The organism is Corallococcus interemptor (assembly GCF_003668875.1).
Lineage (GTDB): Bacteria > Myxococcota > Myxococcia > Myxococcales > Myxococcaceae > Corallococcus > Corallococcus interemptor.
In genome coordinates, this window is record NZ_RAWM01000014.1 from 75,584 (window position 1) to 89,629 (window position 14,046).

Consider the following 14,046-nt stretch of genomic DNA (forward strand, 5'->3'; position numbering starts at 1 on the left):
GCCATGCGCTGGCATTGGCTGCTGTCCCAGGCGAAGCGGGCCAGGGAGCGCCCGGAGGCCGAGCAGCCGTGGCCCGCCGTCGCCGAGGACGCGGCCACGCGGCAGGCGCTGCGCGACACCACCGCACGGCTGCTCGCCTCCCGCTGACGGGCGGCCCTGCCCGTGGCCAGCTTCATGCCATGCAGGAGCCGTCACATCCCAGGAAGCAGGCCGTCCTTCGTGCCCCGGGCACGCCTTCCGTCCCCTGGCACGCGCTCATCCCGGAGGCCGTGCTGGAGCAGCTGTCCACCACGCCCCACGGGCTGACGGACGTGGCGGCCCGCGAGCGGCTCGGGCGATACGGCCCCAACGTGCTGGAGCGCTCGCGGCCGGACAGCGCGTGGAAGCTGCTGTGGCGGCAGATTGACAGCCCGCTCATCTGGGTCCTCATCGCCTCCGCGGCCCTGGCCATCCTGCTGGGCAAGGTGACGGACGGGCTCGTCGTGGCGGCCGTCGTGGTCCTCAACACCGCCATCGGCTTCGTGCAGGAGTACCGCGCGGGCCGGGCCATCGAGGCGCTGAACCACATGGTGCCGGAGTCAGCGCACGTGCTGCGCGACGGGCACCTGGTGGCGCGGCCCGCGGCGGAGCTCGTCCCCGGGGACGTCGTGCAGCTTGCGTCCGGCGACCGCGTGCCCGCGGACCTGCGCCTCTTGCACTCCCGCAACTTCCAGGTGGAGGAGGCCGCGCTCACCGGCGAGTCCGTGCCCGCGAGCAAGCACGTCGCGGCCGTCGCCGGGGACGCGGAGCTGGGGGACCGGGCGAGCCTCGCCTTCGGGGGCACGCTGGTGACGTCCGGCACCGCCACCGCCGTCGTCGTCGCCACCGGGAGCGCCACGGAGCTGGGCCGCATCTCGCACCTGATGGAGCAGGCCACGGACCTGAGCACGCCGCTCACGCGCGAATTGGCCCGGCTGGGCCGCGTCATCTCCGCTGGCATCGTCGTGCTGTCCGCCGTGCTCTTGGGGGTGGGGATGCTCCGGGGCTATGCCTTCAGCGACGCGGTGCTGGTGGCCATCACCCTGGCGGTGGCCGCCATCCCGGAGGGGCTGCCCGCCATCGTCACCATCGCCCTGGCCATTGGTGTGCAGCGCATGGCGTCCCGCCGCGCCGTCATCCGCAAGCTGCCCGCCGTGGAGACCCTGGGCAGCACCACCGTCATCTGCTCGGACAAGACGGGCACCCTCACCCGCAATGAGATGACCGTGCAGGCGCTGTGGACGCAGGCCGGGCACTACGCGCTCACCGGCGTGGGCCATACCCCCATGGGCGACCTGCTGCGCGGGGGCAGCCCCCTGGAGGAGACGCCCGGGGACGTGCAGGCGCTGCTCGTCGCGGGCGTGCTGTGCAACGAGGCGGACCTCCAGCCCCGGGAGGGACGCTGGGGCATGACGGGCGACCCCACGGAGGGCGCGCTGCTCTTCGCCGCGAGGAAGGCGGGCCTGGGCGTGACGGAGCTGCGCGAGCGCCACCCCCGCCTGGACGCCATCCCCTTCGAGTCCGAGCACCAGTTCATGGCCACGCTGAACGCGGGCGGCCCGGAGCAGGCCGAGCTGTTCCTCAAGGGCGCTCCGGAGGTGGTGCTGCGCCGCTGCGGGCCGGGGACGGACCGGGACGCCGTGCTGGCGGAGGTGGAGCGCATGGCGCGGCAGGGGCTGCGCGTGCTCGCCTTCGCGCGCAAGGGCATGCCCCGGGCCCAGGCCCTGCGCATGCAGGACGTGGAGGACGGCTTCACGCTGCTGGGGTTGCAGGGGATGATCGACCCGCCCCGCGAGGAGGCCGTGGCGTCCGTGCGGGCCTGCCACGCCGCGGGCATCCGCGTGAAGATGATGACCGGCGACCACCCGGGCACGGCGGAGGCCATCGGGCTCCAGCTGGGCATCCACGCGCCCGGGCATCCGGGCCTCACCGGCGCGCGCCTGTCCGCCATGAGCGACGCGGAGCTGGCCGGGGCGGTGCAGGACACGAACGTGTTCGCGCGGCTGGCGCCCGAGCACAAGCTGCGGCTGGTGCGCGCGCTCCAGACGCAGCGGCACGTGGTGGCGATGACGGGCGACGGCGTCAACGACGCGCCCGCGCTCAAGCAGGCGGACATCGGCGTGGCCATGGGCATCACCGGCACGGCCGTGTCCCGCGAGGCCGCGGACCTGGTGCTGACGGACGACAACTTCGCCACCATCGTCGCCGCCGTGGAGGAGGGCCGCCGCGTCTACGACAACCTGGTCAAGTCGCTGGCCTTCGTGCTGCCCACCAACCTGGGGCTCGCCCTCATCCTCATGCTGGGCGTGACGTTCTTCCCGCTCCAGGAAGCCGGCGGCGTGCGCGAGCCGCTCCTGGCCATGCGGCCCACGCAGCTGTTGTGGATCAACCTGGTGGCCACCGTCACCCTGGCGCTGCCCCTGGCCTTCGAGGCGAAGGAGCGCCACGTCATGCGCCGCAGGCCCCGCGCGCCGGACACGCCCGTCCTCAGCCACTTCGTGGTGATGCGCACCTGCCTGGTCGCGCTCCTGATGGCCGCGGGCGCCATTGGCCTGTTCCTCTGGGAGTTCACCCGCCAGGGCGGCGGCCATGACGCCTCCAACCCCCAGGCCCTGGCCGAGGCGCGCACCATGGCCGTCAACACCGTGGTCAGCTTTCAAATCTTCTACCTGTGGCTGTGCCGCACGCTGACCGGCTCCACGCGCGAGGTGGGCTTCACCCAGAACCCCACCGTGTTCATGGGCATCGCCGCGCTGGTGCTGCTGCAGGCCGCCTTCATGTACGTGCCCTTCCTCCAGCGCCTCTTCGGGTCCGCGCCGCTGTCCCTGGGGGACATCGCGCGCTCGGTGCTGGTGGGGGCCTGCGTGCTGCCCGTCGTGGGGCTGGAGAAGTGGCTGCGCTCGCGGCGGCGGGAGCCGGGACAGAGCGTGAGCGCCACGTGAGGGCGCCTACACGCGCGCGTCCAGTTGCTCCAGCAGGTCCACGAAGTCGGAGAGGTGGCGGGGGGCGGTGAAGCGGGTCCGCACGTGCTCGCGCGCCTGGGTCCCCAGGCGGGCCGCGAGGACGGGGTCGACCAGGAGCCTGCGCACCGCGGCGGCGAACTCGACCGGGTCCCCGGGGTGGCGCACCAGCAGGCCGTCCACCTCGTGGCGCACCTGGTCCTGGAGGCCGCCCACCGCGCTCGCCACCACGGGCCGCGCCTTCCACATGGCCTCCGTGACGGTGAGCCCGAAGCCCTCCCGCAGGCTCTTCTGCACCACCACCGCCGCGTGGCGCTGGAGCGCGTTGACGATGGCGGCGTTCTCCTCCGGATCCGCCATGGGCAGACACGCCAGGTGGACGCGCTGGCGCAGGTAGTGCGGCTGCTCGCGCCACGCGGCGATGACGGTCTCCAGCGTCGCCGCCGCCTCCGGATCATCCGCGACGGACATCACCGAGGGCCCGGCCAGGACCAGCTCCGCGCACAGGCCGGGCGACTCGAGAAGAAGCTGCGCGAAGCCCCGCAGCACGCCCACCGGGTCCTTCAAGGGGTCCCAGCGGGAGACCTGCACCACGAGGGGAGAATCAGGGGCGGGCGCGGAGCCCAGCCGCACGATGTCCGCCCCGCGCGACACCCGGGCCGGGACGCCGTCCGCCCGGGTGAAGACGGGCTCGGGCGCGTCCGGCGGCAGCTCCATCAGCCCGGTGTGGCCCAGGATGGAGCGCGTGACCTCCGGCGCCATGGGCTGGTTCTTCACCGCGAAGATGTCGATGGAGGGCGGGATGACGACGGACCGGTCCGCGAGCATGGGCGGCACGTAGGCGGCGCGGGAGAAGACGGCGAGCCGCGCGGCGGTGAGTCCCGGTTCCAGGAAGCGCCACGCCCGCGCCACCTCCTCGTCTGGCATGTCGCAGCCGACATGGCATCGCCAGACCACGCGCGCGCCCGCGGCGGCGAGCGCCGGTGCCAGCCCCGCGGTCTGCGGGTCGTGCAGCAGCACCACGTCCCCGGGCCGCACCAGGACCAGCAGTTCCTCCGCGTTGTCGCGAAGCACCTCGTCGTAGCAGGCGCGCTCGGAGGGCCCCAGGGGCGAGCCGTCCCCCTGCGAGCCATGCAGCGCGTGGTGAAGCCGCTTGGTGACGTGGAAGAAGGCGGGCGTGCCCTCGATGACCATCCAGCGCGTGTCCACGCCGGCCCCGCGCGCGTAGGCGAGCAGCCGGGGCAACAGCTCCGCCACGCCGCCGCCCCGCGCCGTGGAGTTCACGTTCCAGAAGGTGCGGCCCACCATGCGGTCCCGGGCCTGCAGCGCGCTCGCCTGGAGCGCCTCCCACTCCGCCCCCGGCAGCTCGGCGTGGAAGGGCGCCAGCGAGCTGGCCTGCACGTGGACCTCGAAGGGCTTGAGCATGGGGATTCCCTCAACCGGGAACGTCTGGGCCACCAGCCGCGCGCGCAAGGCCGTGCGTCCGGCGGGCTCCGGCTCCAGCTTGGAAGGAGCGCGAGGAGTTCAAAATCATGGACCCGTCCCCTTCCCCAGAGCCCGCCGTCCAGGCACCGCAACCGCGACCGGCGGCCGCCCCGTCCATCCTCTGGTTCGACGCCCTGTCCCGGGAGGACGTGGCCCAGGCCGGAGGCAAGGGCGCCAACCTGGGAGAGCTGACCCGCGCCGGGCTGCCCGTGCCCCCGGGCTTCGTCATCACCGCCAGCGCCTTCCTCCAGGCCATGGAGCCCGTGCGCGCCCGGCTGCGCGAGCTGTGGGAGCGCGTGGATCCGGATGACTCGCGCTCGCTCGCCGGCTCCACGGAGGCGCTGCGCGGCCTGGTGCTCCAGGCGCCGATGCCGGACGGGCTGCGCGCCTCCCTCCTCGCCGCGTACCACCAGCTGGAGGAGCGCGCCGCGGTGGCGGTGCGCTCGTCCGCCACCGCCGAGGACACCGCCACCACCTCCTTCGCGGGCATGCACGAGTCGTTCACCAACGTGGTGGGCGACGACGCGCTCGTCGACCGCGTGCGTGCGTGCTGGGCCTCGGCCTATGGCCCGCGCGTGGTGGCCTACCGCAAGGCGCAGGGGCTCACGGACGTGCCGGAGATCGCCGTGGTGGTGCAGGCCATGGTGGACTCGAACCGCTCGGGCGTCATGTTCACCGCGGACCCCACGAGCGGCGACCGCGAGCGCCTCATCATCGAGGGCGCCTTCGGCCTGGGCGAGGTCGTCGTGGGTGGACAGGTGGAGCCCGATACCTACGTCGTGGACCGCGCGGGGCCCCGCATCCTGGAGGCCCGCGTGGGCGAGAAGGCCTTCCAGTTGCTGCGCGACGGCGTGGGCCATGAGAAGCGCGAGGACCTGCCGCCGGAGCGGGCCCGCGCGCGGGTGCTCACGGACGTGGAGGTGCTGGAGCTGGCGCGGCTGGGGCTGCGCGTGGAGCGTCACTACGGCGCGCCCCAGGACATCGAATGGGCGGAAGAGGACGGCCGCTTCTACCTGGTCCAGTCGCGTCCGGTGACGACCGCCCTGGGCAAGGCCCCGGAGGACACCGCCGCGCCCACGGGCCAGACGCTCGTGAGCGGCCTGGGCGCGTCCCCCGGCGTGGCCTCCGGACGCGTGCGGGTGCTGCGCGACGCGAAGGAGGGCTCGAAGCTCGCGGCCGGTGAAATCCTCGTGGCGCCCATGACGTCTCCGGACTGGGTGCCCTCGCTGCGGCGCGCGGCGGCGGTCGTCACCGACAGCGGCGGCATGACGTGCCACGCGGCCATCGTCAGCCGCGAACTGCGCAAGCCCTGCGTGGTGGGCACGCGCAAGGCCACGAAGGTCCTGCGCGACGGAGAGGACGTCACCGTGAACGGCGCCACCGGCACCGTGCGCGAGGGCCGCGCACCGGAATCCCCGGCCGTGACGGCGGTGGAGCCCTCCCGCCAGGCGCAGGGACAGCCCCGGGAGGCCTACGGGCCGGAGCCCCTGGGCACGCGGCTCTACGTGAACCTGGCGCTGCCAGGACAGGCGCAAGAGGCGGCGGCGCTCCCGGTGGACGGCGTGGGGCTGTTGCGCGCGGAGTTCATGCTCACCGAGGCCCTGGGCGGCGTGCACCCGCGCAAGCTCATCGCCGAGGGCAGGAGCCGCGAGTTCGTCGAGCGGATGTCCGGCGCGCTGCTGTCCATCACCCGCGCCTTCCAGGGACGCCCGGTGGTGTACCGCACCACGGACTTCCGCACGAACGAGTTCCGGGGGCTGGAGGGCGGCGGCGACTTCGAGGCCACCGAGTCCAACCCGATGATTGGCTTTCGCGGCTGCTACCGCTACCTGCGCGAGCCCGAGGTGTTCCGCCTGGAGCTGGAGGTGCTGGCCCGCGTGCGCGACGAGACGCCCAACCTCCACCTGATGATTCCCTTCGTGAGGACGAAGTGGGAGCTGGAGGCGTGCCTGGAGGCCGTGGACGCAAGCCGGCTGGGGCGCCAGCGCGGGCTGGAGCGCTGGGTGATGGCGGAGGTGCCGTCCGTCGTGTACCGCATCCCGGAGTACGCGCGGCTGGGCATCACCGGCGTGTCCATCGGCTCCAATGACTTGACGCAGCTCATGCTGGGCGTGGACCGGGACTCGGAGCTGTGCGCGGAGCTCTTCGACGAGGAGGACGCGGCGGTGCTGGACGCCATCGTCCACATCATCCGCGCCAGCCGCGACGCGGGCATCACGTGCTCCCTCTGCGGCCAGGCTCCGTCCAACCGGCCGGCCTTCGCGGAGCACCTGGTCCGCGCGGGCATCACCTCCGTCTCCGTGGACCCCGGCGCCGTCGGCGCGACCCGGGCCGTCATCGCGGCGGCGGAGCGCCGGCTCCTGCTGGAGGCCGCCCTGCGCCACTAGCGCGCTCAGGCGTACGAGCCGGCCTGCGCTCCGGTGGCCTCCTCCACTGGCAGCGTGAAGGAGAACGTGCTCCCCTCGCCGGGCGTGCTCTCCACGTCCACCTTCCCGCCATGGGCCGTCACCAGCCCCTTCACGATGGCGAGCCCCAGCCCCGCGCCCTCCCGGCGCTTCGGCCCGGCCTGCCAGAAGCGCTCGAAGATGCGCGGCAGGTCCTCCGGGGGGATGCCAGGGCCCGTGTCGCTCACCTGGAAGCGGACGTGTCCCGCCTCCGGCTGGACGCACAGGGTGATGCAGCCTCCCTCGGGCGTGAACTTGGACGCGTTGCCCAGGAGGTTGGCGAGGATTTGCAGCACCCGCTCCCGGTCCGCCAGGACGCAGGGCAGGTCCTCCGGCACGCGGGCCACGAGCCGCAGCGACTTCGCCTCCGCGAGCGCGCGGTGCTGCTCCAGGGCCTCCTGGACGAGCGGCGCCACCGCCAGGGGCTCCCGCTCCACCGACAGCGCGCCCCCCTCCAGCCGGGCCACGTCCAGCAGGTCCTGGATGAGCCGGTTCGCCCGGTGCACGGACTTCTGGAGCGCGTCCAGGTGCCGCCGGTTGCCGTTGCTGGGGGGCAGGCCCTTCTCCAGCAACCCGGCGCTGAGCTGGATGACGTTGAGCGGGGCGCGCAGGTCATGGGCCACGATGCGCAGCACCTCGTCTCGCATGCGGCTGGCCTGCTCGGACCTTTCGAACAGGCGGGCGTTGTCCAGGGCGAGCGCGGCGCGGCGGCCCAGCTCCTCGGCCAGGGCCAGGTCGTGCTCCCCGTAGCGGCGCCCGGAGCCGGACGTCGCGAGGACGAGCGCGCCCAGGTTGCGCTCCCGGCTGCGCAGCGGCACGACGATGGCCGAGCGGGGCGCCAGCTGCAGCAGCAGCTCCTTCTGCCTGGCATCCACCGCGGCCGCCTCCAGCAGCTCCGGCTTCACCTCCGGCAGGAGCGCCGCCCGCCCCGTGCTCAGCACGGAGGCGGTGATGCTCTCCTGATGGAAGGGCTCCGGCCAGTACGCCGCGCCCAGCTTCCGCAGGCACCGCGCCATCCGGGGCTCCGCGGCCGCGCTCTCCACCCGCCGGATGTGTCCGTCCGAATCCAGGCTGGCCACCACGCACCAGTCCGCCAGCGTGGGCACGGCGAGCGTCGCCACCGTGGCCAGCGTCGTGCTGGACGCCAGCGACGAAGCGAGCCGCGGGCCCACGTCCGCCAGGAAGCGCGAGGCCAGCTCCAGCTCCTCGCGCTCCGTGATGTCCTGCATCTGCGAGATGAAGTGGACGGGCCGTCCCCGCGCGTCGCGCACCACCGTGCCCCAGAGGATGATGGCGATGCGCCGGCCATCCTTGCGCACGTAGTGCTTCTCCCGCTGGAACGAGTCGATTTCGCCGTTGCGCATCCGCTCCGCGTTGCGCTGGTCCACCGGCAGGTCCTCCGGCACGGTGAGGTCCTGGAACGAACGGCTGAGCAGCTCCTCGCGCGAATAGCCGACCAGGCCGCAGAGCGCCGCGTTGACGTGGAGGAAGCGGCCATCCAGGTCCACCAGGGCCATGCCGGTGGGTGCGCCCTCGAACGACGTGCGGAAGCGCTCCTCGCTCAGGCGCAGCACGTCCTCCGCCCTCCGCCGGCTCGAGTCCAGCCGGGACAGGGCGTCCGCGTTCCAGAGGGACACGCCGAGGAAGACGATGAGCGTCATCAGCACGAAGAACGCGGTGCCCGTGGCCGTTTCATAGAGCCCCAGCCGCTCCCCCATGAGCCGGACGGCCCCCGCCGCGGGCACGACGAGCAGGGCCGCAAACACCAGCCGCCGCGCCGAGTGGCCTCCCAGGTCGTCGCGTGAGAGCGCGCGCATCAGGCCCCGGTCCGGATGGACGGAGAGGATTCCCACCGACAGCAGCAGCAGGGCCAGCGACACGAAGAGCCCCAGCGGCCTGCCGGTCTCATCCAGCGCGTCCAGTGGCGTCAGCCGGAACGGGTGCTCCTGGTACACGCCCGCGATGAGGTTCCACGCCGTGAGCAGCACGGTGCACGAGGCCAACCACCGCGAGGGGTGCCACCCCCGGCGCGTGCGGACATGCAGCAGCTCGAGCGACAGCCCCGTCAGCAGCAGCCACGCCCCGCTCGCCACATCGCGATGGACCAGCCCCACGAGCCCCAGGAGGCCGGCCGCCGCCGCCAGGCCCCTTCCCACCCCGCGCCGCCATCCGGGGACCTCGGCCGCACGAAGCAGCCAGAGCCCACCGCTCGCCGCGATGAGCCCCCAGGCGTCGAAGGGTGACGGGAGGCCTCCGTCGTGCAGGGCGGGCTGGGGGAGGGACAGGGCGCGGACGCAGAGCAGCAGCGTGCCCACCCCGGCCGCGAACACGCTCGCCACGGGCACGGACCTCTGGAGCCACCGCGCGCGCGGCGGCGGACCGCCTGGACGGGCGCGCACGGGCTCCCGGGCCCAGGACAGGCGATGGACCGGAACGGGGATTCGCATGACACCCTTGGAGAGAACCTGGGGTCCGGCGCGGGGCCCGGCAATGCGTCCTGCTTGTCCGGTCCGGGGAAAAGCGCGAGCGGCCGGGGGGCGTCACGCGCGACAGGGCCGTCATGAGGCCTCCGGGGCCAGCGTGGGCTGTCCGGCTCGCCGCCGGAGCAGGCCTCCCCGCGCGCGCGGCCCCGCGACGAGCAGGAGCGCCAGCGCGGCGCCCACGGCGGCGAGCACCCGGCCCCAGTCGCGAGCCGTGGGCGGGTGCAGCCCCACGAGCGCGCCCAGCGCGGGCACCTGGATGAGCAGCACGGAGAAGCCCAGCGACAGGGCGCAGACCCACCGCGCGGTGCGGGTCCGCAGCCGGGTGAGCACCGCCGCGAAGGTGGCGCTCGCCAGCGTGAGCGTGGCCATCGCCACCGCCCGCGCGCGCTCGACGTCGGCCCCTTGCGACAGGCACCGGGTCCAGGCCCAGACGAGCCCGCACGCCAGCAGCACGCCCACCGCGGTGAGCAGGGCCCACTCCCGCCAGGAGAAGAAGCGCGCGGCGGGCCTCGCGCGCAGCGCGGTGAGCTGGCCGGGGCGCGCGGCCGACTGGAAGGCCAGCATCGCGGTGGGGTGGATGATGAGCTCCAGCCACACGATGTGGATGGGCAGGTACACGAGCGGCTGCCCCCAGAGCGGCATCAGCGCCGCCGTGCCCACCAGCGGGATGTGGATGAGCAGCAGGTAGAGGAAGCAGCGCTGCAGGTTGGAGAACAGCTGCCGGCCCTCCGCGATGGCGCGCACCAGCGTGCCGAAGTCGTCGTTGAGCAGCACGATGGAGGACGCCTCTCGCGCGCTCCGGGTGCCCCGCTCCCCCATGGCGATGCCCACGTCCGCGGCCTGGAGCGCCGGCACGTCGTTCACCCCGTCGCCGGTGGCGGCCACCACCTCGCCCTGCTTGCGCAGCGCCTTCACCAGCGCGTACTTCTGCGCGGGCAGCGCACGCGCCACCACGTCCACGGGCGGCACGCGTCCGGTGTCGGCCAGCCGCGCCTCCAGGGCCTCTCCGGTGAGCACCACCGGGTGCTCGCCCCCCAACCCCAGCCGCCGGGCCACCGCGAGCGCCGTGCGGGGGTGGTCCCCCGTCACCATCACCGCGCGCAGCCCCGCGTCGCGGCACTCCCGCACCGCCGCCTCCACGCCCGCGCGCACCGGGTCCTCGCACGCCACGAGCCCCGCGAAGCCGAAGCCCCGGTCCGGCTCTCCGCCATGCCAGTGCGCCGCGTCCAGCGTGCGGCTCGCGCACGCGATGACCTTGTGGCCCTCGCACGCGAGCGCGTCCACGCGAAGCGCCCACTCCCGCCGGGCCTCCGGCGAGAGCGCGCACAGGTCCAGCACCCGCTCGGGAGCGCCCTTCACCGCGGCGAGCAGCGTCCCGTCCTCCCGCCGCACCACGGCCGTCTCCCGCTGGCGGTCCTCGGTGAAGGGGAAGGTGGCCTCGCGGGGAGAAGCGGAGAGCGCCGGTTGCCAGGCCGCCCCCGCCTCCAGGAGCGCCACGTCCAGCGGATCCTTCCCCTCCTCCCGCGACGCCAGCACCGCGGTCTCCAGCAGCGCCCGATTCGAGGTGCCGGGTGACGGCAGCAGCCGGGCCACCCGCAGCAGCCCCTCCGTCAGCGTGCCCGTCTTGTCCGAGCACACGCAGCTCACGCGGCCGATGTTCTCGACGGAGACGGCCTGCCGCACCAGCGCCTGCCGCCGGGCTAGGCGGTACACCCCCGCGCCCAGGAAGAACGTGAGGGCCACGGGGAACTCCTCGGGCAGCGCCGCCACGCCGAGCGTCGCCGCGCTCAGGAGCGCATCCAGCCACCCGAAACCCTGGCGCAGGCGGACGAGCGCCAGCACCGCGCAGAGCGCCGTCGCCACGCCCATCAGCACCGCCACCAGCCGCGCCACCGCGTGCTGGAGCGGCGTGCGCGCCCGCGTCTCCTGCCCCGCCGAGCGGATGATGCTCCCGTACAGCGTCTCCGGGCCGGTGAAGACGACGCGCACCCAGGCCGTCCCGGTGAGCAGCCGCGTCCCGGCCAGGCCCCAGTGCACCGCGTCCACCGCGGGCTCCGCGCCCGGGGGAAGGCGCGTGAGCGGCCGCTTGCGCACGGGCAGCGACTCACCGGTGAGCGAGGACTCCTCGGCCTGCAGTCCCTGCCCCTCGATCACCAGGCCGTCCGCGGGGAACTGCTGGCCCGCCTCCACGCGCGCCAGGTCTCCGGGCACCACGTCCGCCGCGGGCACCACCGCCTCGCGGCCCTCCCGCAGCACCGTCGCGTGCGCGGCCAGGCGTCCGCGCAGGCCCTCGGTGGAGGCCTGGGTCCGGTGGTGCAGGAAGACGTCCATGCCCAGGAGCGGAGCGAGCGCCAGCAGCATCACCGCGCCATCCACGCGCTCGCCCAGGGCGAAGTAGAGGGCGCTCGTGCCCACCAGGAACCAGAGCATCGGGTCGCTCGCGGCCTCGCGCAGGCTCCGCAGCGTGGAGCGCGGAGGCCGGCCCTGCACGTCGTTGGGGCCATGGCGCGCGCGGCGCGCCAGCACCTCCTCCGTCTCCAGACCGCGCGCGGCTTCCCAGCCATGAGGCAGGCGAAGGACTGGAACCAGGACTCGCATGACGCCCCCGCGAAGAAGCTGGGGCCCCGCGGGGGCGACGGCAATGCACCGCGCACGCGAGCGGCACGGCCCTCCGGGGAAGGGCTGCCGGCCGGTGGCCTTCTGCGCGCGTCCCTCCCAGGGGCCACACATGACGGAGGTCACCGGCCAGGGGCCAGGGAGGGCACCGATGCGGATCCTCATCACCTATGGAAGCAAGCTGGGCGGGACCCGGGAGATCGCCGGGCTGATGGCCCGCGTCCTGCGGGACGAGGGCTTCGACGCGGAGGCGGCGCCCCCGGAAGCCGTCGACGACGTGCGCGTCTACGACGCCGTCATCGTCGGAGGTGGGCTCTACGCCAACCACTGGCACCACCGGGCCCGGCGCTTCGTGCACCACCACCTGCATGAGCTGCGCGGGCGGCCCGTCTGGTTCTTCTCCAGCGGACCGCTGGACGACTCGGCGTCGCAGGAGCGCATCCCGCCCACGGCGCAGGTGCGGGCCCTCATGGAGCAGGTGGGGGCCCGGGGCCACGAGACCTTCGGGGGGCGACTGGAGTCCGACGCCCGGGGCTTCATCGCCCACGCCATGGCGCGCGAGCACGCGGGGGACTGGCGGGACCCCGGGCGGATCACCCGATGGGTACGCGGCGTGGCCCTGGAGCTGCGGGAGGCCGGGCGTCCGTGGGCCGGCTCCGCGGCCCTGCACCAGGAAGCACCGCGGTGACTAGCTTGAAACCGGCGACGGCCAGGAGGGGCCATGAACATCGCGAGCACCACCCACTTCTCGGACGCCTCCCGGCGCGCGGGTGAGACGGCGGCCCTGCTCGCCCGGCGGATGGACGCCTCGCTGCTGCTGGTGCACGCGTTGCCGGGCAACGTGGTGCGCACCTTCGGCGAGCGCGCGCATGAAGCGGTGCGGAGCGCGCTCCAGGACGAGGCGCGGCGGCTGGAGGCGCTGTCCGGCGCGCGGGTCGAACCCGTCGTGCTCACCGGTGAGCCGGAGGGGGCCCTGAGCGCGCTGGTGACGGAGCGCGACCTGAAGCTGGTGGTGTCCGCCGCGCCTCGCGAGGAGACGCCCTTCCTGGGCCTGGGCGGCACGGTCGACAGGATGGCGCAGGCGCTGACGGTGCCCTTCCTGGTGGTCCGCGAGGCCTCGGCGCTGGAGGCCTGGGCGCGCGGCGAGCGTCCGCTGCGGGTGATGGTGGGCGTGGACCGCTCGCGTCCCTTCGAGGTCGCGCGGGACTGGGTGAAGGAGCTGTCGCGCTTCGGGCCGCTGGAGGTGGTGGGCGGCCGCATCTTCTGGGTCTCCGAGGAGGCGAAGCGGCTGGGGCTGGTGCACCCGCGCAGCTACAAGGACGTGTCCCTGGAGCTGCGCGAGGCGCTGGAGCGGGAGGCGGACGCGCTGCTGGAGCCGCTGCGCATTCCCGGCGTGACGGTGCGCGCGCGGCTGGAGCCGGGGCTGGGCCGCGTCGCGGACCACCTGGTGGCGCTGGCCGAGGAGGAGCACGTGGACGTGCTGGTGGTGGGCACGCACCACCGCAAGGCGCTCGCGCGGCTGTGGAGCGTGTCCCAGCACGCGCGGCGGCTGGCCTCCATGTCCGTGGTGAGCGTGCCGGTGCTCACGGCCGAGCAGGGCATGGCCACCGAGCCGCCCCGGGTGCGCGCGGTGCTGGCGACCACGGACTTCACGGAGCCGGGGGACCGCGCCGTCGCCTATGCCTTCGCGCTGACGCCGCCCGGAGGCACCGTGCACCTCTTGCACGTGGAGCCCGCGGACGCGTCCCCCGAGGCCGTCCAGGCCGCCCGCCACCAGCTGGAGCTGCGGGTGCCCGCGACGGAGCAGGAGGCGGGGCCGCACAAGGTGGAGCTGACGGTGCTCAAGGGCGATGACGTGGCGGGGGTCATCACCCAGGCCGCGGAGCGCTACTGCGTGGACCTCGTGTGCCTGGGCACGCACGGCCGCACGGGCGTGGGCCGCGCGGTGCTGGGCTCGGTGGCGCGACAGGTGATGGCCCGCAGCGACCGGCCCGCCGTGACGGTGCGCATGCCGCGCGCCTGAAGACAGACGAGGTGAGC

General features: G+C 74.2%; 8 protein-coding genes. 5 read left to right on the forward strand and 3 right to left on the reverse strand.

Annotated features, from left to right (window positions below; translation table 11 throughout):
• Window positions 1–3 precede the first annotated feature (3 nt).
• Together D7X96_RS40825 and D7X96_RS07885 are read left to right on the forward strand one after the other, a co-directional pair.
• Window positions 4–147, forward strand: a complete 144-nt coding sequence (locus D7X96_RS40825; protein ID WP_244219491.1) for a hypothetical protein — start codon at window positions 4–6, stop codon at window positions 145–147.
• Between the two features lie 32 nt (window positions 148–179).
• Window positions 180–2,960: a cation-translocating P-type ATPase gene (locus tag D7X96_RS07885; RefSeq protein WP_121724763.1), complete on the forward strand. Its 2,781-nt coding sequence runs from the start codon at window positions 180–182 to the stop codon at window positions 2,958–2,960.
• A gap of 6 nt (window positions 2,961–2,966) precedes the next feature.
• Here the strand turns inward: D7X96_RS07885 and D7X96_RS07890 are convergent, their stop codons facing one another.
• Window positions 2,967–4,403, reverse strand: coding sequence for a glycosyltransferase (locus D7X96_RS07890; protein ID WP_121769393.1), 1,437 nt, complete (start codon window positions 4,401–4,403; stop codon window positions 2,967–2,969).
• Window positions 4,404–4,510: 107 nt separating this feature from the next.
• Between D7X96_RS07890 and ppsA the strand changes: the two genes are divergently transcribed.
• The gene (gene ppsA, locus D7X96_RS07895) at window positions 4,511–6,850 is read left to right on the forward strand and encodes a phosphoenolpyruvate synthase (RefSeq protein WP_120551151.1); all 2,340 of its coding nucleotides are present in this window, start codon (window positions 4,511–4,513) and stop codon (window positions 6,848–6,850) included.
• Window positions 6,851–6,855: 5 nt separating this feature from the next.
• Here ppsA and D7X96_RS07900 read toward each other — a convergent pair whose 3' ends face one another.
• Both D7X96_RS07900 and D7X96_RS07905 read right to left on the reverse strand, forming a co-directional pair.
• Complete coding sequence (locus tag D7X96_RS07900; RefSeq protein ID WP_147468259.1) at window positions 6,856–9,354, reverse strand: sensor histidine kinase; 2,499 nt, start codon at window positions 9,352–9,354, stop codon at window positions 6,856–6,858.
• 111 nt (window positions 9,355–9,465) lie between these two features.
• Window positions 9,466–11,988: a cation-translocating P-type ATPase gene (locus D7X96_RS07905; RefSeq protein WP_121769382.1), complete on the reverse strand. Its 2,523-nt coding sequence runs from the start codon at window positions 11,986–11,988 to the stop codon at window positions 9,466–9,468.
• A gap of 169 nt (window positions 11,989–12,157) precedes the next feature.
• Between D7X96_RS07905 and D7X96_RS07910 the strand changes: the two genes are divergently transcribed.
• On the forward strand, window positions 12,158–12,694 hold the full coding sequence (locus D7X96_RS07910) for a flavodoxin domain-containing protein (protein WP_121769383.1): 537 nt from the start codon (window positions 12,158–12,160) through the stop codon (window positions 12,692–12,694).
• 33 nt (window positions 12,695–12,727) lie between these two features.
• Window positions 12,728–14,029, forward strand: a complete 1,302-nt coding sequence (locus D7X96_RS07915; protein WP_121769384.1) for a universal stress protein — start codon at window positions 12,728–12,730, stop codon at window positions 14,027–14,029.
• Window positions 14,030–14,046: the final 17 nt, after the last annotated feature.

What these genes read in the sequence shown, in the direction of transcription:
- D7X96_RS07910 (WP_121769383.1), top strand. Translation starts at nt 12,158, where the DNA reads ATGCGGATCCTCATCACCTATGGAAGCAAGCTGGGCGGGACCCGGGAG.
- D7X96_RS07900 (WP_147468259.1), bottom strand. Translation starts at nt 9,354, where the DNA reads ATGCGAATCCCCGTTCCGGTCCATCGCCTGTCCTGGGCCCGGGAGCCC.
- D7X96_RS07885 (WP_121724763.1), top strand. Translation starts at nt 180, where the DNA reads ATGCAGGAGCCGTCACATCCCAGGAAGCAGGCCGTCCTTCGTGCCCCG.
- D7X96_RS07890 (WP_121769393.1), bottom strand. Translation starts at nt 4,403, where the DNA reads ATGCTCAAGCCCTTCGAGGTCCACGTGCAGGCCAGCTCGCTGGCGCCC.
- ppsA (WP_120551151.1), top strand. Translation starts at nt 4,511, where the DNA reads ATGGACCCGTCCCCTTCCCCAGAGCCCGCCGTCCAGGCACCGCAACCG.
- D7X96_RS40825 (WP_244219491.1), top strand. Translation starts at nt 4, where the DNA reads ATGCGCTGGCATTGGCTGCTGTCCCAGGCGAAGCGGGCCAGGGAGCGC.
- D7X96_RS07905 (WP_121769382.1), bottom strand. Translation starts at nt 11,988, where the DNA reads ATGCGAGTCCTGGTTCCAGTCCTTCGCCTGCCTCATGGCTGGGAAGCC.
- D7X96_RS07915 (WP_121769384.1), top strand. Translation starts at nt 12,728, where the DNA reads ATGAACATCGCGAGCACCACCCACTTCTCGGACGCCTCCCGGCGCGCG.